This window comes from Mycobacterium sp. 852002-30065_SCH5024008, assembly GCF_001665645.1.
In the GTDB taxonomy this organism is placed as follows: domain Bacteria; phylum Actinomycetota; class Actinomycetes; order Mycobacteriales; family Mycobacteriaceae; genus Mycobacterium; species Mycobacterium paraffinicum.
The window spans coordinates 13,975-34,168 of record NZ_LZSZ01000137.1 but is presented as its reverse complement, the minus strand read 5'-3'; the positions used below and the strand labels follow the sequence as shown (position 1 = coordinate 34,168).

13 protein-coding genes, 1 tRNA gene and 2 pseudogenes are annotated in these 20,194 nt (G+C 65.8%); 8 read left to right on the top strand and 8 right to left on the bottom strand.

The genetic code is table 11. The features are described from left to right. The first annotated feature begins 216 nt into the window (after positions 1-216). Complete coding sequence (locus tag A5781_RS17460; RefSeq protein WP_067208873.1) at positions 217-603, top strand: YchJ family protein; 387 nt, start codon at positions 217-219, stop codon at positions 601-603. Positions 604-673: 70 nt separating this feature from the next. Here A5781_RS17460 and A5781_RS17455 read toward each other — a convergent pair. Then, positions 674-744, bottom strand: a tRNA-Cys gene (locus tag A5781_RS17455). Between the two features lie 113 nt (positions 745-857). Here A5781_RS17455 and A5781_RS17450 point away from each other — a divergent pair. Continuing rightward, a complete protein-coding gene (locus A5781_RS17450; RefSeq protein ID WP_067208870.1) occupies positions 858-1,763 on the top strand; it encodes a YgcG family protein in 906 nt (301 codons plus the stop codon). A 20-nt stretch (positions 1,764-1,783) separates the two neighbouring features. Here the strand turns inward: A5781_RS17450 and A5781_RS26315 are convergent, their stop codons facing one another. The 4 genes and pseudogenes from A5781_RS26315 to A5781_RS17435 form a co-directional block, all read right to left on the bottom strand. After that, positions 1,784-2,080, bottom strand: a complete 297-nt coding sequence (locus tag A5781_RS26315; RefSeq protein ID WP_082939404.1) for a hypothetical protein — start codon at positions 2,078-2,080, stop codon at positions 1,784-1,786. 55 nt (positions 2,081-2,135) lie between these two features. Next, a complete protein-coding gene (locus A5781_RS17445; RefSeq protein WP_369816439.1) occupies positions 2,136-2,429 on the bottom strand; it encodes a hemophore-related protein in 294 nt (97 codons plus the stop codon). 277 nt (positions 2,430-2,706) lie between these two features. Continuing rightward, a complete protein-coding gene (locus A5781_RS17440) occupies positions 2,707-3,429 on the bottom strand; it encodes a Type 1 glutamine amidotransferase-like domain-containing protein (protein WP_067208864.1) in 723 nt (240 codons plus the stop codon). Continuing rightward, positions 3,407-12,402, bottom strand: a pseudogene (locus tag A5781_RS17435) (BTAD domain-containing putative transcriptional regulator). Before A5781_RS17435 ends, A5781_RS17440 begins: the two are co-directional and overlap by 23 nt. A gap of 228 nt (positions 12,403-12,630) precedes the next feature. On the opposite strand from A5781_RS17435, the gene A5781_RS17430 reads away from it, so the two are divergent. Further along, positions 12,631-15,201: a SpoIIE family protein phosphatase gene (locus A5781_RS17430; RefSeq protein ID WP_067208861.1), complete on the top strand. Its 2,571-nt coding sequence runs from the start codon at positions 12,631-12,633 to the stop codon at positions 15,199-15,201. Beyond that, positions 15,201-15,524: an STAS domain-containing protein gene (locus A5781_RS17425; protein WP_067208895.1), complete on the top strand. Its 324-nt coding sequence runs from the start codon at positions 15,201-15,203 to the stop codon at positions 15,522-15,524. Before A5781_RS17430 ends, A5781_RS17425 begins: the two co-directional genes overlap by 1 nt. Positions 15,525-15,542: 18 nt before the next feature. On the opposite strand, the gene A5781_RS17420 is transcribed toward A5781_RS17425, so the two are convergent. After that, positions 15,543-16,046 carry a DUF2505 domain-containing protein gene (locus tag A5781_RS17420; protein WP_067208857.1) on the bottom strand — a complete coding sequence of 168 codons (504 nt, stop codon included), beginning with the start codon at positions 16,044-16,046 and terminating at the stop codon, positions 15,543-15,545. A 74-nt stretch (positions 16,047-16,120) separates the two neighbouring features. On the opposite strand from A5781_RS17420, the gene A5781_RS17415 reads away from it, so the two are divergent. Then, positions 16,121-16,330 carry a DUF3072 domain-containing protein gene (locus A5781_RS17415; RefSeq protein ID WP_067208892.1) on the top strand — a complete coding sequence of 70 codons (210 nt, stop codon included), beginning with the start codon at positions 16,121-16,123 and terminating at the stop codon, positions 16,328-16,330. Here the strand turns inward: A5781_RS17415 and A5781_RS17410 are convergent, their stop codons facing one another. Continuing rightward, positions 16,331-17,338, bottom strand: coding sequence for a YihY/virulence factor BrkB family protein (locus A5781_RS17410; protein ID WP_067208854.1), 1,008 nt, complete (start codon positions 17,336-17,338; stop codon positions 16,331-16,333). 126 nt (positions 17,339-17,464) lie between these two features. On the opposite strand from A5781_RS17410, the pseudogene A5781_RS17405 reads away from it, so the two are divergent. The 3 genes and pseudogenes from A5781_RS17405 (at position 17,465) to A5781_RS17395 (ending at position 19,775) form a co-directional block, all read left to right on the top strand. Next, a pseudogene (locus A5781_RS17405) lies at positions 17,465-17,751 on the top strand (nitroreductase/quinone reductase family protein). A 459-nt stretch (positions 17,752-18,210) separates the two neighbouring features. Continuing rightward, positions 18,211-19,143, top strand: coding sequence for a class I SAM-dependent methyltransferase (locus tag A5781_RS17400; protein WP_067208850.1), 933 nt, complete (start codon positions 18,211-18,213; stop codon positions 19,141-19,143). Beyond that, positions 19,140-19,775, top strand: coding sequence for a class I SAM-dependent methyltransferase (locus A5781_RS17395; RefSeq protein ID WP_067208847.1), 636 nt, complete (start codon positions 19,140-19,142; stop codon positions 19,773-19,775). The genes A5781_RS17400 and A5781_RS17395 overlap by 4 nt, the downstream gene beginning before the upstream one ends. A gap of 7 nt (positions 19,776-19,782) precedes the next feature. Here the strand turns inward: A5781_RS17395 and A5781_RS17390 are convergent, their stop codons facing one another. Further along, positions 19,783-20,118, bottom strand: a complete 336-nt coding sequence (locus tag A5781_RS17390) for a hypothetical protein (protein WP_156624750.1) — start codon at positions 20,116-20,118, stop codon at positions 19,783-19,785. Between the last annotated feature and the right edge of the window lie 76 nt (positions 20,119-20,194).

The window sequence follows — 20,194 nt, the reverse complement described above, 5'->3', positions numbered from 1 at the left end:
AACGGAAAACAGCTTGACGGTAACCAGCAGCGCGACGGCGGTGACCGGCGCCGAGTAGAACACTCGCCGCCGTCGCACCCGACGGCCGGGAGATCCCACCACGGCGGCTTGATCCCGCAGGAGGCGACCCGCTCGACAAATTGCAGCAGATACTGCAAGACGCGGCGGGTGCTGCGCCGATGGGGGAGGCACCGTAACGTCTGCCAGGCTCTTGCTATGAACGAACCGTGCCCGTGCGGCACTCACAAAAGCTACCTGGCCTGTTGCGGGCCGTTTCATCATGGTGAGTCGCAGGCCCGGTCGGCAGAGGAATTGATGCGATCGCGGTATTCGGCATTCGCCCACGGAGACGCCGACTACCTCTACCGCACATGGCACCCGCGCACGCGCCCGGCCGATGTGACGATTGACCCGGGCACCACCTGGATTGGCCTGAACGTGATCGACGCGGTCGCGGGTGGTCCGGACGACGATCACGGGGAGGTGGAATTCACGGCCCAGTTCGAGTCCGCGGGCCGCGTCGGCAGCCTTCACGAGCGCAGTCGTTTCGAGCGCCGCGCCGGCCGATGGTTCTACCTCGACGCCGTGCCGGAACAGTTCTAGCCCCCTTCCCGTTCAGGCTTGAAGGCATGCCTGGCGATGCCCGCCTCGTCGATTGACCCGGCTTTCTCCGAGCGAGTGACGGGACTCGAACCCGTGTATACGGCTTTGCAGGCCGCTGCCTAGCCACTCAGCCACACCCGCACGAAACGCCACCATGCCAGCGCAAGCCCCCACGGCCTAGTGTTTTCCTCGGCCCGATCATTTCGTGAGCTGCAGTTGTCCGCCTTTCCGCGAATGACGGCTAAATTACCCGTATGCGGGTTGTTCGCCTGGCGGGTGTGATCCTGACAATCCTCACAGCGGGGCTGCTGTCGGCAAGCCCGGCCGGCGCACAACCGCCGTCCAAACTCACGGATCACATCACTGACAGCACCGGGGTGTTGACGGATTCCGCTCGGGCAGCGGTCAGCTCGGCAATCGACCGGCTTTACCGCGATCAGCACATCCAACTGTGGGTGGTCTACGTCGACAACTTTTCCAGGTTCAAACCCGAAAACTGGGCTGACCGCACCCGGGACGCTAGCGCGATGGGCGACCACGACGCGCTGCTGGCCGTGGCCACGAACACCAAGCTGTACGCATTCACGGTGCCGCCGCCGGTTCAGGGCCTCACAGCAGCCGAGCTGATCAGTCTTCGTAGCAAACGAATTGAACCGGCGATTGCCGCCAAAGACTGGAGTGGCGCTGCGGTCGCCGCCGCTGACGGGTTGGACCGATCGGCAACCTCGTCAAAGCCTGCAAAGCCGATCTGGGTGCCGATCGCGATCGGCGTCATCGTCCTCGCGGTCGTCATCGTGGTGGTTTTCATGCTCTACCGTGCGCGACGCCGCCGACGGGTCAGCCCTACCGATGGGCACGTTGGAGGGCATGACTATTCATTGGAGCAGGCGTTATCGATGGCGGACGGCAGATTGCGGCAGGTCTCCGACTACGTCGCCCGACATCGCGCGAGCGTCGGCACCGAGGCCCAAACCAGGGTCGAAGAAGCGAATCGGCATTTGGCGGCGGCGCACGGCAAGCAACCAACAAACGGCACCGAAGCGGTCGCCCATGCCAACAGGGCGTCCACCCTGGCCGCTAAGGCCCAATCGTTGGCGAATGCTGACGTGTTAGCAGGGCACCGCACGCGGCGAGGTCGAGGCACAGCGTCTAAGCGGTGAACGGTATAGCAGCCGCCGTTTCAGAAGCATCCGCTTACATGAACTCGCCGGCCGGCTCCGACGCAAACATTCACCGGGGGCGGCGGGGGCGGAAAGTCTTGCGGCAGCGGTGCATACGCGTCCGGTGGCGGGACGTTGGCGTTGATCGTATCGGCAACGTTGGTGCACCCGCTCACGGAGACACGCCTGCCGACGCTTGCGCAGACGTCGGCGTTGGCCACACCGGAAGGCTCGACGGCGGCATACATCTCAGGGATCGCGGTAAGGGTCAATACTGCGATCGCCCCTGCCGTCCAAGGCCGCACCCACCCGTTCATCGGGATCTCCTCACTCTGACCGGTGGCAAGTTTTGGGCGTGCTTGTTCTCGTCGCTCAAGGGGTCGCGCCGCCCTGCCCGAGCAGCGGTGTCCACTGGCAACGCTGCCTGATGTCAGCCAGTGGCTGCCGGATGTTTTCGAGATCGGCTTGCTCCTCGGGGTTGGCGCTGAAGTACTGCTGCACGTCGTCGCGGATCTGGTCTTTGGGACGATCTTGGAGGCCGGTGTAGAACCCGTTCAGGTCCGGATGCGTGAACAGGTAGCCCGAGAGCGCCGCCGCCACACCAGACGCGACGCCGGCTACATCCGCTGCCGTGCAGCCGGGGGGCCGAGGCGGGGGGTCAGCCACGGCGGTCGCCGCGGTGCCACATAGAAGCGTGCCGGTAATTGCGCCAGCACCGATTGCCCCGACTAGTAGCCGACGCGGGGTCAGATGTGCGAAGAACATAGCTGGCTCCTTTATGCGGCAATTACCTGCGGTTAGCATGGTGTTAACTCTGGACACCGACCGGGTTCGTTGCTCGGGCCGAAAGTCACTAGTACAACGGCCAACCGTCACCACACTTGGTGCCCCGGGCAAGAGGCCGGGGCACCGAGGTGGCGAGTTCCTTTGCGATGTCCGAAAATCAGCTGCCATCTTCGGCGCGCAACAGCGAGTGCGTGACGCGGCCGCCCTCGAAACGGAACTCATGCGCCGGATGACGGAGGGGCTCGATAGTGCCGTCTGCGTGCACCATGACTCCGGCACCTGACGGGATTCCGAGCCCGCCGGCCGATCCCGCTAGCTGTTCCACGGTCCGAGATAGCCGCGCCCACCCGCCTCGCTCGTCATGCGCGTCAACCACCAGGGGTACGAGGTTGAACATATCGAGCAGCCCGGGCACCGAAGGCTCCGGTGCCTCGACCATTCCATAGCGTCCGAGCTGGACCGCGCCGGCCGAGATGCCCACCAGGACCGCCCCTTGGGCGTGTCTGCGCAGGATCACATTTTTCATGCCGGCTTTCTCGAACGTGTCCCAGCCGAGTCGCACATCGCCACCCGCGAGGACGATCAACCGGGCACGCTCGAGGAAGGCGCGGTCGTCGGAGCCGAAGGACGAATGAATCATGCGGCGGTCGGTGATTCCAATCGCATCCATTGCCGTCTCGAAAATCCCGTAGTACTCAGGGCGGTCCCCGTTGGAGGCACCGATATACGCCGCGCTAAGCGGTATGTCCCGCGCCAGTCCATCGAGGGATCCCTCGAGGAGCAGTCGGTCCCCCCGCCTCCAGAACAGCAGCTGACTGTCTGCTAGCAGATAAAGCGGTTGTCGTTGTGGCACCGTCTCAGTCACCGCAGGCGAGCTCATCGAACCTTGCGAGCGCGGCCTCGAGATCCGTTTCGTCGAAAATTTCGCAACGGTCGATCAGGTGACCGTCGACGGTCTGAACTTCGATCCCTCGCCACTCGGCGTCGAAGCCGTCCTGCGAAACGCCATGCGCCACATGCGAGCAAACAACTCCAAGGTCAGTCAACCGATGCACGGTCTCGATGCGGAAGGTAAGGTCCGTCGTCAGTTGCCACAAGGAGAGCAGGGATGCGTTGAGACCTCCTTCCTCGATGATGCCCGGTCGTCGGTGATCGATGTTCACCCAATCCGGCGTCGTTGGAAATAGCTCGCGCCGGTTCATCGCGGCATAGGAACCGGCGATGACCGACCACGTCCGCGCGTAGGCGGCCGCCTCACCGGCGACATATCGAGCATCGAGCTCATCAAAAGCGGCATCGGTGTCGTCGACGTCGAAAAAGACGTGAGCCGCAATCCGCCCGTCGGCGTCGGTCTCGACGATTCCCAGCATCTCGATGACGAATTCCCCGCGCCCTAAGTCGGTATTGAACGAGCGAATAAGAATGAGGGCGAGGCGCTCCCCACGGGTCGCAATGACCGTCAGCGTCACCTGCGCGAGGCCCTCGGCCAGAGCTCGCATGTTTGCCATCACGGCATCGCGACCGTCCCAGACACCGACATTCACCACCCGACGGCGATCCTCGACAAAACTGTCGCCGGCCAGGATTTCGGCGATCGCCGCCCAATCGCCGGCCGCCGAACGCTCAAAGAGTCGGTCTTCCGCTCGGCTCGCTGCGTTCTCCACCCGCTGCGTGGGACGGCTCAATTCGTCGAATCGAGCAAGGGCAGCGTCCAGGTCGGCCTCATCGAATATTTCGCAGCGGTTGACTAGCTCGCCTTCGACAGTGAGAAGTTGGATTTGTCGCCACTCGGCGTCAAAGCCGTCAGACGAGGTCCCATGTTGAGTGTGGGTGATGACCGCCCCGAGCTTGCTGAGCTGATGGACCGCCTCGATGCGGATCTCGAGGTTTGGGGTGAGATCCCAGACGGCGCGGATGGACTGGATCATGGTGTTGGGCGCGAAGGGTGTGCCTCGCCGGTGGTCGATGGCGGCCCAGTCTGTCACGGGGAGTTCGTTCCGGTTGAAGGCGGCGTAGGTTCCCGCAATGACCGACCAGGTGTGCGCGTGGAGGGCTGCTTCGCCTGCGAGGTAACGGTTTTCGAGTTCTTCGAATGCGGCGACGATGTCGTCAGGGTCGAACACGACGTCCGCCATTACCTGTTCGCCGTTGTGCTCAACGACTTGAAGGACGTCGAGGTGAATCGCGGGATGGTCACGGCCCGACGCTTTGACGCGGGTGAGGATGAGGCGTTCGCCTCGGGTCGCGATGATTTCCGAGGTCATGTTCGCCAAGAGCCCGACATCCGCGGACACCTGTAGATCTTCGATCGCGGCATCGCGACCGTGTCGAACCCCGGCATTCACGACCTGGCGGCGATCGTCAAGGGAATAGCCCTCGGCAAACAGCTGGGCCATGGCGTCCCAGTCGCGGGCAGCAAAGTGCGCCAGGAAGCGTTGGTTCACTGGATCTTCCAGCCCTTGTTCCTGTAAATCGAGCTCTTCAAACCGGGCGAGTGCGGCGTCCAGGTCCGTCTCGTCGAAGACCTCGCAACGATTGAGCCTGTCACCATCAACCGTCAAAATGCTGATCTCACGCCACTCGGCGTCAAACCCTTCTGGGGAGGTCCCAGCCGCAGTGTGGGCGATGACCGCGCCGTATCGACTGAGACGATGCACAGCTGCGATGCGGATCGTCAGATTAGGAGTCTGATCCAACGCGCTGCGGAGGAATGCGATGAGTTCACCCGGTGCCATCGCTGCCCCTCGGCGATGGTCGACGTCAACCAAGTCCGTTGTCGTAGAGGGGAGTTCGCCGCGGCTGATTGCGGCGTAACTCGCCGCGATGGCAGACCATGTGCGCGCGTAGAGGGTCGCTTCGCCGGCGGTGTATCGGGCATCGAGCTCAGTGAAGGCTGCGTCCATGTCGTCGGTGTCGAATACGACAGCTGCCGCGAGTCGATTGTCGTCGCCGGTTTGGATGACGGCGAGGGCCGCGCCCTGGAATGCCTCCCGTTGTTGGTCCTGGCTGGCGAAGTCGAAGTGAAAGAGCGCGAGACGCTCACCACGAGTTGCAACGGTCGACGCCACGGCAGTGCTCCAGACGTCACCGCTGGCCCGCCAGTTCGCCATCTCGGCATCTCGGCCACGTTGGATCCCGGCGTTGACGACCGAGCGGCGGTCGTCTGAGGAAACGTCGTCGGCCAGTAATTCTGACATTGCCTTCCAGTCGCGGACCGCGAAGCGCGCGAGAAATTGCTCGACCACGCGGGTCGTCGCATTCGCCAAATTTCGCGCCGGCTGGCTGATTTGTTCGAATCTCGCTAGCGCGGCATCAATGTCCGCTTCGTCGAAAACTTCGGAGCGGCTGACAAGGTCACCGTTCACCGTCACAAGGCTGATCCCTCGCCACTCAGCGTCGAAGCCCTCGTGCGACGTCCCATGCGCGACGTGGGTGTAGACCGCTCCCACGTCGCTCAGCCGATGCACCACCTCTGGGTAGGTTTGAATTCTCTGATCGAGATCCCATCCGGCGCGGACATATTCAATCAGCTCACCGGGGGCGTAAGCCGTCCCTTGGCGGTGATCGATGCTCGCGAAATCCGGTGTGGTCGGCGGTAGTTCGTGCCGGTTCAATGCGGCATAGCTATCCACGATGACTGACCAAGCCCGCGAGTGCGTAGCCGCTTCGCCATTGAGGTAACGGGAATCAAGTTCTTCGAACGCGGCGCCGGCGTCGTCGGTATCGAAGAAGACGACCGCGGAAATCTGCACGGTAGCGTTGATTTCGAGCACGCCGAAGACGTCTGTGAGAAAGGCATCGGGCCCTTGATTACCGTCACCGAAGCGTAGGCGCATGAGGGCAAGGCGCTTGCCGCGAGTCGCTACGACCGTTGTAGCCACGGTTGCGGTCCACAGGTCGGCGACGGTCCGCATGTCGGCGTTCTGGGCGTCTCGACCATGTCGTGGTCCGGCGCCCACCACGCGGCGGCGATCGTCATTCACGAAGTTGTCGTCCAGCAACTCAGCCATGGCGTCCCAGTCGCTGACGGCAAAACACGCTAGATACCGCTCACCCACTCGGCTTGCCGCGTTCTCCAGCCGCGGCGCCGGGGGGATGAGTTGGTCGAACGATGCGATCGCCGAATCCAGGTCTGCCTCGTCGAATACCTCGCAGCGGCTGAACAAATCACCATCAGCCGTAAAGAGCATGACCTCCCGCCACTCGGCGTTGAAGCCGTCGCGTGACGTCCCATACCCGTTATGAGTGACGACCGCTCCGAGGTCACTCAGGCGATGCACGGCCTCGATGTAGAAATGGATGTCTTGGTCGAGATCCCATCCGGCACGTAGGTATTCGATCATGTCACCGGATGCGAAAGCCGCTCCGCGGCGGTGGTCCTGATTTTTGAAATCGCCGGTTATAGGCGGGATTTCACGTCGGTTGATCGCGGCGTAGGCCGCGGACATGGCAGTCCACAAATGCGCATGGGTTGCCGCTTCCCCGGCGAGATAGCGCGCGTCGAGCTCCGCCATCGCGGCGTCGATGTCGTCTGGGTCGTATGCAACGCGTGCCAGTATCCGTTCGTCGGCGGAGGTCTCGACGATAATGAGCATCTCGATGCTAAATCCCCCAGATGGGTAATCTTCGCGCGAGATACGCGTCCGGCACAGGACAAGTCGTTCGCCTCGAGTGGCGATGACATCCGCCGTACTTGTCGTGACCCCAATTTCGGCGAAGGCCCGCATATTCGCGATTTCGACGTCACGACCGTGCCGGGTTTCGGCGTTGACGACCCGTCGATGGTCGTCGACAGCCGTATCCGCGGTTAGTAGCTTGGCCATAGCGGCCCAGTCGCGTGCGGCGAAGTACGTTCGGAAGCGCTCGTACGCTTGGCTTGCCGCATTTTCGAGAAGCGGTGCTGGGCGGCTCAACTGATCGAATTGCGTGATCGCGGTTTGCAAGTCGGCGTCGTTGAACAACTCGCAGCGGTTGACCATGCTCCCTTCGACCGTGACCAGGGCGACTTCGTGCCACTCACCGTCAAAGCCTTCGTGCGAATTTCCATACGCCACGTAGGAGACGACCGCTCCCAGGTCGTTCAATCGATGTACGCCGCCGACGTAGGAGGTGATGTTTTGGCCGATGTCCCACCCGGCGCGGATGTATGCGGGCAGCTCGCCAGGTGCGAACGCTGCGACGTGGCGATGGTCAATCGTTGCGCAGTCGGGGGCCAGAGCGGGGAACTCGTGCAGGCTGATCGAGGCGAAGGTTCCGGTGACGACCTGCCACGTGGCCGCATAGGGCGCACCTTCGCCGGCGAGGTAACGGGCATCGAGCTGGGCGATGGCGCCCCCGATCTCTTCGACGTCGTATGTGAAGACGTTCGCGATCCGGTCGTCGGCGTCGATCTCGACGACGTTGAGCGCGTCGTTTTGAATCGCTTTGGGGTCTTGGCCTGCCGCGCGAACACGTGCGAGGACGAGATGCTCCCCGCGGATCGCCACGGCGCTGACCATCGAGATCGTGACGCCGACGTCAGCCGCCGCCTGCAAGTCTCTGACCACGTCATCTCGGCTGTGTTGAGTCTCGGCACTGACGACCCGCCGGTGGTCGATGCCGACAAAGTCATCGGCCACGGTGTCGGCCAGTGCGTCCCAGTCGCGAGCCGCGAAGTGAGACCAGACGTGCTCGAATACGCGCGCCGCCTTATTCTCTAGCCGACGCGGAATCGGGCGCTCCGCCTCGAATCGGGCTTCGAGCTCTGACATAGCGGCGTCGATGTCCTCGACATCGAACTTCACCTGAAGCGCCATTCGGCCTTGCTCGTCGATGCCGATCACCTGGAGCATCTCGTCCTGCGGTGCTCCCGAAGTCAGATCTTTCGTCCCGATCTCCAGCCGGCTGAGGGCGAGACGTTCGCCACGCACGGCGAGAGCCGTGTGGCGGTAGCGCACCATGCCCGTCTCCAGGTAGCGCCTCATGTCCTGCGGCCACTGACTCGACGGGACGTCGATACGAGAAAAGCCGACGATCTTCCGGCGGCTCTCGGTCGATACGTAAGGGCCAAGTAGCTGAGCTACTTCCGCCCATGCCTCCCGATTGACGGCATCGATCAACCGGCTGCCCGTTTGCACGCACGCGTTGGTCGGTTCAACGTTCGGCGTTTTGGGCGGGACCGGTGAAGGGGTGCTCGCGCCCAGCACGTCGCGTGCCTTTTCGGCAAGCGCCGCAGCGCCTTTCCGCTCGTACAACTCGGCGGCCCGCTCCGCCGCCGCCCGCGCACCCATGATTTCACCGGCCGCACCCAAAACCGTCGCCAGCGTCAGGCACGCATCGCCATGATCCACCAGCGCGTCGGTGCGTTCGGCGAGCCCGACGGCTTCCTCGGCGACTCGCCGAGCCTCGTCGTGATCACCGCGCCGCGACAGCAGGCGCGCCCGAAGCGTGCGCCAGGCGATCGACGCCTTCAGCGCGTGACCGGCGAGACGCTCACTCTCGGCACTCAATTCATCCGCTTCGGCATCGCGGTCGAGCGCGAGACACGCGCGGCCCAGCAACGCCGCGGTCTCGGCGGTATCGGCGTCGAGGCCCATGCGACGAAAGCCGTTGTAGGCCTTGCGCAAGTGTGGCTCGGCCGCCGCAGGCTCGTCGACCACCAGCTCGACGATCCCGGCGAACTGCTCGACCTCCATAAGAGAATGGCGCAGTCCGAGCTCGGTGGCCGTGCGCCGGGCCGAGTCGATCATCCGTCGCGCCGCCGCCGCCCGACCACGGAAAGCCTCCAACACCGCTTGGCACCGCGTCGATGTCGCTTCGACCGCCGGTGAGTCCGTAGTGATTCGGAGCAGCCGCACCACGTCCAGGCATCGCCCGCCCGCGCGTGGAACGGGGTTCGGGCCCCACAGCGCCGCAAGCGGTGCGTTCGCCAGAACCGCGTTCACCCGGCGGTGTTCACGCGCGCGCCGCGCCGCTGAAAGGGCGTCGTCCAGAGCGATTTCGCCGTCGCCGATTCTTCCCAGCCGTGCGAGGCATCCGGCACGAACGGTGTGTGCCATGGCTTCTCCGGCGGCGTCGCCGAGTCGGGCCAGCTCTTCGGCGGCCGCGCCGACCGCGGCCGCGACGTCGTCCAGTCGCTCCGGGTGGGTCAGCATCGAGAGTTGGCCGTCGAAGCAGGTGGCCCACGCGGCTAGCTGCGCCGAACCGGCGGTGGCGCTCTGCAATTGGGCCACCGCGCCCGCCGCCGAAACCACATCACCCGCGGCCAGCAGGGCCTCGCAACGCGCCATCAACAACTCGGCCGTCTGGTCGTCGCGATCGGGCAACTCCTCGTCGATCTCCTCGAGTGCGTGCAGGGCGCGGTCGTAGAGGTCGGCGGCGCCTTCATAGGCGAGCCGTGCCATCGCCTGGTCCGCGGCACGCCGACAGTATTCGACCGCCTTCGCCGCGTTCCCCGCCCACGCGCACTCGAAGTAGTGGTACGCCAGTTCGGCGAGCAGCTCGTCGTCGGCGCCGGGCTCGCTTTCCAACGTTGTGGCGATGCGCTGGTGCAGTCGCATGCGCCGCACCGACGGCAACTCGGCCAGCAGCGACTGCCGGACGATCGCATGGTTGAACCGGTAACGACCGCCGGGCTCTTCGATGACGATGCCGGCCTTGCACGCCTCGTCGAACGCGTCGACCAGGTCGTCCTCTACCACCCGTTCCACCAGATCCAAGGCGAACCGGCTGCCGACGACGGCGGCCGCGGCAAGCGCCTTGTTCGCCTGCGCTGGAAGCCGCGAAAGCCGGCGACTCACCGCCTCGCGCACCCCTTGTGGCAGGGTGCTCTGGTCCCAGCGTCCACCGCTTTCATCCACGTGGCGCAGGGCCTCGATGAGGAAGAACGGATTGCCACCCGTGACGGACGCCAATGCCCGGGCGAGCTCTTCGTCGTTGTAGCCCGCCTCGGCGACGTAGGCGGTCACGTCGTCCTCGTCGAGGCCGCTCAGGCTGAGCCGGTTGGCCGTGCCGTCGCGGTGGAGGTCGGCGAGCATCGCCGCCAGGGGGTGGGAGCGGTCGAGGTCCGTGCTGCGGTATGTGCCGATGATCTGCATGCGAGCGTGTTCGCCGAAACGCAGGAGATGCCGCAACAACAGGAGCGTGGGCTTGGCCGCCCAGTGCAGGTCGTCGAGGATCAGGACGACCGGCGCGCTCGCCGAGGCCATGGCCAACAGCGCGACGACGGCGTCGAAAAGTGCGTAGCGTTCGGTGTCCGGGTCGGCACGGGTCGGCGTGGCCAGATCGGGAAGCAGGTCGGCCAGCCCGGGCACGAGTGTGAGGAGTGCCTCCACGCCGCGCATCCCACGGAGCCCACCCGCACCGAGGCATGGCACCAGCGAACGCAGGGCTTCCGCGAACGGCTGGTACGGCGCGCCGAGGTCCTCGTCGCATCGGCCGTAAATGACCAGAGCGCCTTGGTCATAAGCCTGTCGCGACCATTCGCCGGCCAGGCGCGTCTTACCGACACCCGGTTCGCCCGCGATCAGCATCGCGTTGGTGCCGCCGGCGAGCGCGGTCTGCCACGCCGACGACAGTCGCTCAAGCTCGTGCCCGCGCCCGACGAACGGCCCTGGGCCGGCAAGTACGGGGGGCAGGCTCGGGCGTTCCAGAGGCAGGTCGATCGAATTCACCGGATGGTCGAGCAGGGTGGTCTGCAGTTGGAGTTCGAAAACGTGTTCGGGGCGCGCAAGATTGCGCAGCTGGCGCGTGCCCAGGTCGGCGAGCACGACGTCATCGGGCAGCGAGTCGATTACGAGCTCCGCCGTCGCACCCGAGCACAGGATCTGGCCACCGGTTGCCAGCGACCGGAGGCGGGCGGCGCGGTTGACCGCGCGCCCGAAGTAGTCGCCGTCGCGAAATTCGACCTCCCCGGTGTGCAAAGCCACGCGAACACGCATGGGCTCCCGTAGCGCCCAGGGCTCGTGGACGATCGCATCTTGAAGCTCGATGGCCGCGGCGGCGGCCGCCGACGGCCGCTCGAAAACCGAGAATGTGGCGTCGCCCTCGCCGCGCGTCTTGATCAGCCGACCGCCTCGGCACGTCACGACCTGTTCGACGAGCTCGTCGTGTCGTGCCAGCGCCACCGCCATGGCCCCGGCGTCTCCCTCCCATGCGGCCGTCGACCCTTCGATGTCGGTCAGCAGAAACGTCACGGCGCGAGTCACGGACGGGAGCTGTTGTGCGGCAGGCGTTTCCAGCGCGGAATCCTGCGCGACGATCGCGGCCTCCAGCCGGCGAAGGTCCGGTCCCGGGTCGACTCCCAATTCATCGGCGAGCAGCGCACGCGCACGCTGGTACGCGCCGAGTGCCTCGCCCTGCCTGCCGGCGCGATACAGCGCGAGCATCAGCTGGCCCCAGCGCCGCTCGCGCAGCGGCGCATCGGCCACTGCGGCCTCGAGCTCGCCGATGATCTCCGCGGCCCGGCCCGGCCCGTCGCGAGCAGCGCATCGGCCCGATCCTCCACCAGCGCGGCGTGTCCCTCGATCCATCGCGTTTTCTCGGAGGTTCCCCGTCGGCCGTCGGGCAGCTCGGGGATCCCGCGCCACAGGGCGAGCGCCTCCTCGAAGCGGGCCACTGCCTGGCTGGTGTCGCCGGCCGCCGCGGCGTCGCGTCCCAGTCGGGCGGCCGATTTGTAGAGCGCCGCGTCCACCTGGGTCTCGGCCAAAGTCCAGCCCGCGCCCGCCGTCAGAACGAAGCCGTCACCCAGGGTGCGACGTAACGTGGAGATGTGGGTTTGCAGGGCCTTCGCTGCGGTGCGTGGCGGATCCTCGCCCCAGAGGAGCTCGACGAGCGTGTCGGCCGCCACGACCGAACCGCCGTGCAGCCCGAGCATGGAAAGGATTGCGCGCGGTTTGGCGCCCGGGATAGCGACGGGCGCCCCGTCCAGCCGGACCTGGAGAGGTCCCAAAACCCCCAGTTCCACCGATGGAAGCGTACTCACATCAGCCATCGTCGGTGGGGGGATTCAATGGACGGTCAAGATCGGGTAAAGCCGTCGCGTCCAGGCCCGAAGTCACCGCCACTGGAATGCTTACGACTGTGAGCAGTTAGGTTTGTATCCATGGGCAACGAAGGGGGTGGATCGGCGTTCACCTGGCATGGCCGGCGTGAGCTGGTGAGCCAGATTCATGAGCAGCTCGACGAGCTGGTCGAGGCCCGCGACCAGATGGAACAACTGGTGCGGGTCATCAGCGAAATCGGTTCTGATCTGGACCTGGACGTGACGTTGCGCCGGATCGTGAAGGGGGCGTTGGAGCTGACCGGCTCCCGCTACGCTGCCCTGGGTATCCGCGCTGCCGACGGCGCCCTGGCCACTTTCGTCCGCGCGGGAATCGATGACGACACGGCCCGGCGGCTCGGCGATCTGCCGGTCGGTGAGGGTCTCCGCCTCGAGGATGTGAGTGCTCATCCGCAGGCCGCCAAGCTGCAGGCCCACGATCCGCCCTTGCGGGCCCTCCTCGGATTACCGATCACCGTGCGCGGCGCGGACTTTGGGAGCCTCTACCTCGCCGACGACCGGACCGGCCGAGTCTTCTCCGACTCCCAGGCGGCCGCGGTGCGAGCCTTGGCGACGGCCGCGGCGGCCGCCATCGACAACGCGCGCCTGTTCGAGCGAGAACGTGAGACGGCCAGATGGACGAAGGCCAGCCGCGAGATCACCACCGCGCTGCTGTCGGGCGACCCCCAGACCGGGCCGTTGCAACTCATCGTGAACCGGGCGCTGGAGTTGGCCGGCGCCGAACAGGCGATTTTGCTGGTTCCGAAAGAACCCGATCTGCCCGCCGACGAGGTTGACACCCTGGTGGTGGCTGCGACGGCGGGGCGGTACTCCTCGGCGGTGATCGGTCGCCAGGTGCCGATGGACGGCTCCACCACGGGCGGTGTCGCGCGGCGCGGGCTACCGCTGATCACCGAATCCTTTCAATATCCGATCGAGGGATTCACCGACGTCGGTGAACGCTCGGCGATCGTCATGCCGCTGATCGCGGACGGCGCGGTGCTGGGCGTCATCGCCGTCGCCCGCGACCCCCAGCAGTCGCCATTCGGCAACGATTACCTCGAGCTCGTCAGCGACTTCGCCCGGCACGCGGCTATCGCCCTGGCGTTGGCGGCGGGTCGTGAACACGCGCTCAACCAGGAACTCGCCCAGGCGGACACCGTCGACGACGCGGTGAACGCCGCCGCCGAGGAATTGCGCCGTTTGTGGCGGGCCCGCCGCGTTCTGGCCGTCACCTTTCCGACCCCCAGTTCCTCCACGGGAACCGCCTATGGCGCGCCGCAGGTCGTGTCGGTCGGCGAGCCCGCGCAGTGGGGCGACCTGCCGCCCCGTACCCAACAGATGCTCAGCGCATTGCGCGACGGTGACTTGCTCACCACCAGCACGGGGGAAGCCGGGACGGCCGGCATCGCGCTGCAGCACCCCGAGGGCGTGCTCGTCGTCTGGATCGATCTGGCCGAGCGACGCGCGTTCACCCTCGAGGACCAAACTTTGCTCACGGTGTTGGCAGGCCGGCTCGGCCAGGGGCTGCAGCGGGTCCATCAGGTCGACCAGCAGCGCGAGACCGCCCTGGCGCTGCAACACGCGATCCTCGGCCCGGCCGATCTGCCGCACGGTTTCACGGTCCGCTATCAGGCCGCCAGCCGGCCTCTGCAGGTGGGCGGTGACTGGTACGACGTCGTCGACCTGGAGGACGGGCGCATCGCAATGGTCGTCGGCGACTGTGTGGGGCATGGCCTCGCCGCCGCCACCGTAATGGGTCAGGTGCGCAGCGCCTGCCGCGCGTTGCTGTTCGAGAACCCGAGCCCCGGCGCCGCTCTTGCCGGGATGGATCGCTTCGCCGCGCGGCTGCCAGGCGCCCAGTGCACCACCGCCGTCTGCGCGGTGCTCAACCCGGAGACCGGTGAGCTGGTTTATTCGAGCGCCGGGCACCCGCCGCCCATCCTGGTCAACGCTGACGGCACCACCCAGATCCTCGATGACGGCCACACCATCGCGCTGGGAGTACGTGCAGGCTGGTCCCGCCCGGAGGCCCGGGTGACCTTGCCGGCGCGCGCGACCCTGCTGCTCTACACGGACGGGCTGGTCGAACGCCGCCGCACCGCACTCGGACAGGGGATCTCCCGGGCAGCAGGGCTGGTGCAGGACGGCCGCGCGTCCACGCTCGACGACTTGGCGAACGACATCATGTCCGGCCTGGCCCCCGACGGCGGCTACCAGGATGATGTCGTCCTAATGCTCTATCGCCATCCCGCGCCGCTGGAGCTGACGTTCCCCGCCGACATCAGCCACCTCGCCCCGGCGCGAACCGCGTTGCGCACCTGGTTGACACGGACCCGTCTGGACCCGGAACAGGCGATGAACGTGCTCGTCGCCGCCGGGGAGGCCGTCGCCAACGCCATCGAGCACGGTCACCGCGACAAGCCGGAAGGCACGATCAGCCTGGGCGCGACCGCATTGGTCGACCAGGTGCAGCTGACCATCACCGACACCGGCTCGTGGAAGGTTCCGCAACCGGCCAGCTATCCCCATCGGGGCCGGGGTATCGCTCTCATGCGAGGGCTCATGCACGACGTCACCATCAGCCCCGACGCCGCCGGGACCACGGTTCACCTATCCGCGAGGATCACATGATGCCCACGTTGCTCACCCTCGACACCGCGCGCCGCGACGACGGGAAACTGACGTTGGTCGCCGCGGGGGAGATCGATCTGAGCAACATCGACGCCTTCGTCCAGGCCCTTACCAGCGCGAGCGGGGAGTCCCCCGGCGGCGGTCCGCTCACTGTCGACCTCAGTGGCGTCGAATACCTCGACAGCGCCGCCATCAACGCGCTGTTCACCCACGCCAACCACATCCACCTGATCGCCCATCCGATCTTGATGCCGATCCTCACCATCAGCGGCCTCACCGAACTGGTTGCCGTCGATCCCGCGTCGCCGACATCGGAAAACTGACGAACTTCCGGCGCTGCGTCAGGGGTTTTCGGCGATCCAAGTGCTGGTGAAGTGCTGTAGCGCGGGGATGCTCTTAGTCAGGTCGGCTTCCATCGATTTCTCGAATTTGCGGCCCACCAACGGAATTCTGACCGCCACCTCCACGGTGAAGCGCAGGCGCGCGCCGTTGCCCGCGGGCGCCATCCAGGCTTCCGCACGGCCCGATCCGATGCCGCCGGAGCTCACGACGGTGATTTGCCCGCGGACCTCGCCGTCGCCTGCTGGTCGCCATGTCTCGCTGTGGACGATCTTCAGCTCGCCGGGGACGGCTTTGGCAATGAGCGTGGGCATTAACTGGCGGGCCACGTGCTGGGTGGCGCGGACTGTCACGGTGCCGTCGGTATCAACGACCAGCGAATCGAGCGTCGTGGGAGCGTTGCTGGCTTTCAGGCGGGCCAGCCAGTAGTCCTCGCGGCCGAACGTCGTATGGATCTGTTCAACGCTGGCGGGCGATTCGACCAGGATGCCGAAGGAACGCGACATGGCAGCGATTCTTCCAAATCACCATGTTTCGAACGTACGTGCGATGGTTATCCCTCGTCGCGGAGGTGAAGAACATGACAGACAACCGGCAGGCGCCAAGCGAAAATCCCGAGAAGGAGACGTCCGAGTGGGTGACCGGGGACGAACCGATGACCGGTCCCCAGCGCAGCTACGTGCACACCTTGGCCCAGGAAGCAGGGCGCGACGTTTCCGACGATTTGACGAAGGCGCAAGCGTCGGAGCTCATCGACGAACTGCAGCAACAAACCGGACGTGGTGACTGACTAGCCTGCGGACCGGCTGCGGATGGTCGGCGTCGGGGGGCCGGCCGCCTTGCGGCGGAGGTCGCCGAACCTGACGCTAACGCGCTGAAAGCCCTTGACCCGCTCGGCTTTTGCCTTCTTGGTGTAGGTCTTGCGGTCAGCCGGTGTGAGTTCCGCGTCATCGGTGAAGGGCGTGAGCAAGGCGCGCGGGTAAAGCCCTTCCACCAGAACGACATTGATCTCGGCGCACACGACCAGCGTGGACGAGATCAGGAAAAGGAAGGCCAGCAATCCCAGCACCAATGCGAAGACGCTGTTGGTAGCGCTGGCCGTCTTGACCGTGTGGCGAATGTATCCGGCACCGCCCCACTGCAATATCTGCCAGATCACGGCTGCCGCAAGCGCTCCCGGCAAGACTTGACGATAGGTGAGGTCTCGCGCGGTCGTCACGCGAAATGCCACCAGGCAGATCAACGCGTTGATCACCACGGCGACCAGTGCGACGCCGATCTTTCCGAATGCGCCCAGCGCCCCCGTGGCCTGGCCGGCGGCAGACAAGGCGGTCGCGGCGAGGGCCGCCGAGCCGAGGACCAACAACAGCATCAAGCTGCGCAGGCGTGAGCGAATCGGGTCAGGACGCTTGTTCCTCGGGACGGCCCACACCGAGTCCATTGCGTTCTGCACCGCCTGCCCGACGCCCAGACCGCCGTAAAGCGCGCCAAGGACGCCGACGACCACGGCGACGGTTCCTCCGCTGAGCCCGGCGGGCTCATGTAGCTGACTGCCGATGACCGGGAATTGGCTCAAGGTGCTGTGCAGCACTTGTCCCTGCAGGTCGGGGCGTCCGGCCAGGATGACCCCGAGGCCGGTCGTCAACAGCAGCAACAGCGGGAACAGCGACACGAACCCGTAGTAGGTGATCAGGGCGGACAGGTAACCGCCTTGATCGTCGAGGTATTTGTAAATGACGCCGATCACCACACCCGCGACGCGGTTTTGGCGCTGCAGCCTGTCCAGCCGGCCGACCATCTCGTGCTCACTTCGTTTCTACGGAAGCGGATACCCCCCCGATGGGATGTCCCAGGTGATACCCGGATTCCACGGCGATCAATCTTGGGCCGCTCGGTGGCCGGATGCCCATGCCAGGATGGGGTGATGGTCGATGATGCGATGCAGTCGGAGCGCGATTTCAATGAGCGCAATGTCGAGGAATTCCGCCGCAACGGGGGCAAGGTGGGTGGACAGTTCGAGGGCTTCCCGTTGCTGCTGTTGACGTCGACCGGTGCGCGCAGCGGGCCCCCAAGCCGGCGACTGTGCGCGAATTACCTGGCGGCGAGCGCGATTCCGTTTATCGGATCGTCGTCGAGCGGGCGCCCGGGTTTGGCGAGTATCAGGAGCGCACCGACCGGGTCATCCCGGTCTTCGAACTGGTTACCGAATAACAGCACCGCCAATGGGTTGCGTGTCGCAAAATGAATGTCGGGCTCGGGAGGAGACCGGTATGACAATCAAGCAGTTGGTACGGGTCTGGGCGTTCGGCGCATTCGCCCTCGCATTGGCGATGTTGTCGGCAGTCACGGCGCCGGCGATCGGCCGGGCCGACCCCAATTGCGCTGTGGGGTTTGTGTGGAGCGTGGACTTGCATCAATGCGTGCCCTGGGTCCCCGCCGTGAACGGGCCGGGCGGACCCGGTGGTCCTGGCGGCCCGGGTGGCCCCGGCGGACCGGGCGGGCCCGGTGGTCCGGGTGGTCCTGGCGGCCCGGGTGGTCCCGGTCCGGGGTAGGGCTCGGTAGCCGCACGCCCGAGCCGCGCGGCAACCTGCTGCGAAATGCTCGGGAACTTATCGCCCCTTGCGGTCGTTACACTGGCTAAGTATCGCTTAGACCGAGGGGACCAAACGCATGCCACGCACGGACAATGACACTTGGGATTTGGCCACCAGTGTGGGCGCGACGGCCACGATGGTCGCCGCGGCCCGGGCGATCGCGACCAAGGCCGACAAGCCGCTGATCGAGGACCGGTTCGCCGAACCCCTGGTTCGCGCCGTGGGCGTAGACTTCTTCACCCGATGGGTCGACGGCGACCTTGTCGCGGCCGACGTCGACGACCACGAATCCGGTTGGAAACTCGAGCACATGCCTGTGGCGATGGCCGCCCGGACCCGGTTCTTCGACACCTTCTTTCAGGACGCGGCGCAAGCCGGGATCCGTCAGGCGGTAATCCTGGCGTCCGGCCTCGACGCGCGCGCCTACCGGCTGGAATGGCCCGCCGACATGACGGTGTTCGAAATCGACCAGCCGGAGGTGATCGAGTTCAAGACCACCACCCTGGCGAAGCTGGGCGCCGCCCCCCAGGCGGACCTGCGCACCGTCGCAATTGACTTGCGACGTGACTGGCCGAAAGCGTTGGTGGATGCCGGTTTTGACAAGAGCCGCCCGACCGCGTGGATCGCGGAAGGCCTCTTCGGGTACCTGCCGCCAGAGGCTCAGGACCGCTTGCTGGACAACATCTCCGCGCTGAGCGCCGAGAGCAGCAGGTTAGCTGTCGAAGCCATCCCGGACCGGCCGCAGCAGGACGTCGAAAAAGCGCGAGAAATGATGCGCAGGGCCACCGCCAAATGGCGCGACCACGGCTTCGAGCTGGATTGGGAGGAGCTGGGTTTCGAGGGTGAGCGCAACGACGTCGCCGACTACCTGAAGAACGTGGGGTGGCAGACGGTCGGCACCCAGATGAGTGAGCTGCTGGCGGACGGTGGGCTGGCGGCGATTCCGCAGACGAACGACTCGGTGTCAGTCGCCGACACCGTCTACTACAGCTCGGTGCTGAGCGCGTGACGGCACCGAGTCGACGAGGGCTCAACGACGCGGTCACTCGGCTCTGGAGCTTTCTCGCTCCGGCCTACGATCTGCCGGTCCTGCAGCAGTGGGTTTACCGCCCGCCGCACGATGAGGTGATTGCGCGGTTGCGCGCCCACCATGCCCGCAAGATCGCCGATATCGCCTGCGGCACGGGCATCCTCAGTGATCGGATCGCGCGCGAGCTGCAGCCCGACGAGATCTACGGTGTCGACATGTCCGACGGCATGCTCGCCCAGGCGCGTGCCAGAACCGACCGTGTGCAGTGGTTGCGCGGCCCGGCTGAGCAGCTGCCCTTCGACGACGGTGCGCTCGACGCCGTGGTGACCACATCGGCATTCCACTTCTTCGACCAGCCGGCGGCGTTGCGCGAATTCCACCGCGTGCTGGCGCCCGGCGGGTTGGTGGCCGTCGCGGCCCTGAGCACGCGGCAACCGCGGCTGCAGGCACCCTCGGCGAATAGGTGGAAACCGCAACACAATGCGTCACCTGCGGAGATGAGGGCTTTGTTCGAAGGCGCCGGGTTCGTGATCAGCGATCAGCACCGCATCCCGCGTCCGGCCTTGACGCGGATCATCTCGGACCTGATCACCGTCGGCACCAAAAGCTGAGCGATCGTCAGGCGGCTAGCCTGCTCATGACGCGCGGAGCCGGTCGCGAGAGATGCTCGCAGCCACCGCCGTAGACGACGCGGGAGGGCCGATAGCCGGGGACTGGCCGGGCGACGGCGCATTGCCGAGCGAAACGCTCCTGCCCGCGCTCAGCCGTCCGTTCAATGAAATCGGTGGCGATCCACCCGGCGCCGAATACCGCCGCCGTGACACCGAACTGGAGTGGCGAGCCGGCTGCAAGGGCGACCAATGCGAGGATGCCCGACACCACGGCGACGACGAGTGTGCCGGCGTAGAGGAGGGTTATGCGAGGTTCTCGGGCTTGCGGCGGGGTATTAGGCATTGCCGCGGCTCCTCCTGTTTAGTCGGACGAGAGTCTTCGTACGGCGGAAACTGAACCGTGACCTCAATGTTTCGTT

Bases quoted from the DNA above. Each gene is read 5' to 3' on its own strand.
- A5781_RS17460 (WP_067208873.1), top strand. From the start codon at position 217: ATGAACGAACCGTGCCCGTGCGGCACTCACAAAAGCTACCTGGCCTGT.
- A5781_RS17450 (WP_067208870.1), top strand. From the start codon at position 858: ATGCGGGTTGTTCGCCTGGCGGGTGTGATCCTGACAATCCTCACAGCG.
- A5781_RS26315 (WP_082939404.1), bottom strand. From the start codon at position 2,080: ATGAACGGGTGGGTGCGGCCTTGGACGGCAGGGGCGATCGCAGTATTG.
- A5781_RS17440 (WP_067208864.1), bottom strand. From the start codon at position 3,429: ATGAGCTCGCCTGCGGTGACTGAGACGGTGCCACAACGACAACCGCTT.
- A5781_RS17430 (WP_067208861.1), top strand. From the start codon at position 12,631: ATGGGCAACGAAGGGGGTGGATCGGCGTTCACCTGGCATGGCCGGCGT.
- A5781_RS17425 (WP_067208895.1), top strand. From the start codon at position 15,201: ATGCCCACGTTGCTCACCCTCGACACCGCGCGCCGCGACGACGGGAAA.
- A5781_RS17420 (WP_067208857.1), bottom strand. From the start codon at position 16,046: ATGTCGCGTTCCTTCGGCATCCTGGTCGAATCGCCCGCCAGCGTTGAA.
- A5781_RS17415 (WP_067208892.1), top strand. From the start codon at position 16,121: ATGACAGACAACCGGCAGGCGCCAAGCGAAAATCCCGAGAAGGAGACG.
- A5781_RS17410 (WP_067208854.1), bottom strand. From the start codon at position 17,338: ATGGTCGGCCGGCTGGACAGGCTGCAGCGCCAAAACCGCGTCGCGGGT.
- A5781_RS17400 (WP_067208850.1), top strand. From the start codon at position 18,211: ATGCCACGCACGGACAATGACACTTGGGATTTGGCCACCAGTGTGGGC.
- A5781_RS17390 (WP_156624750.1), bottom strand. From the start codon at position 20,118: ATGCCTAATACCCCGCCGCAAGCCCGAGAACCTCGCATAACCCTCCTC.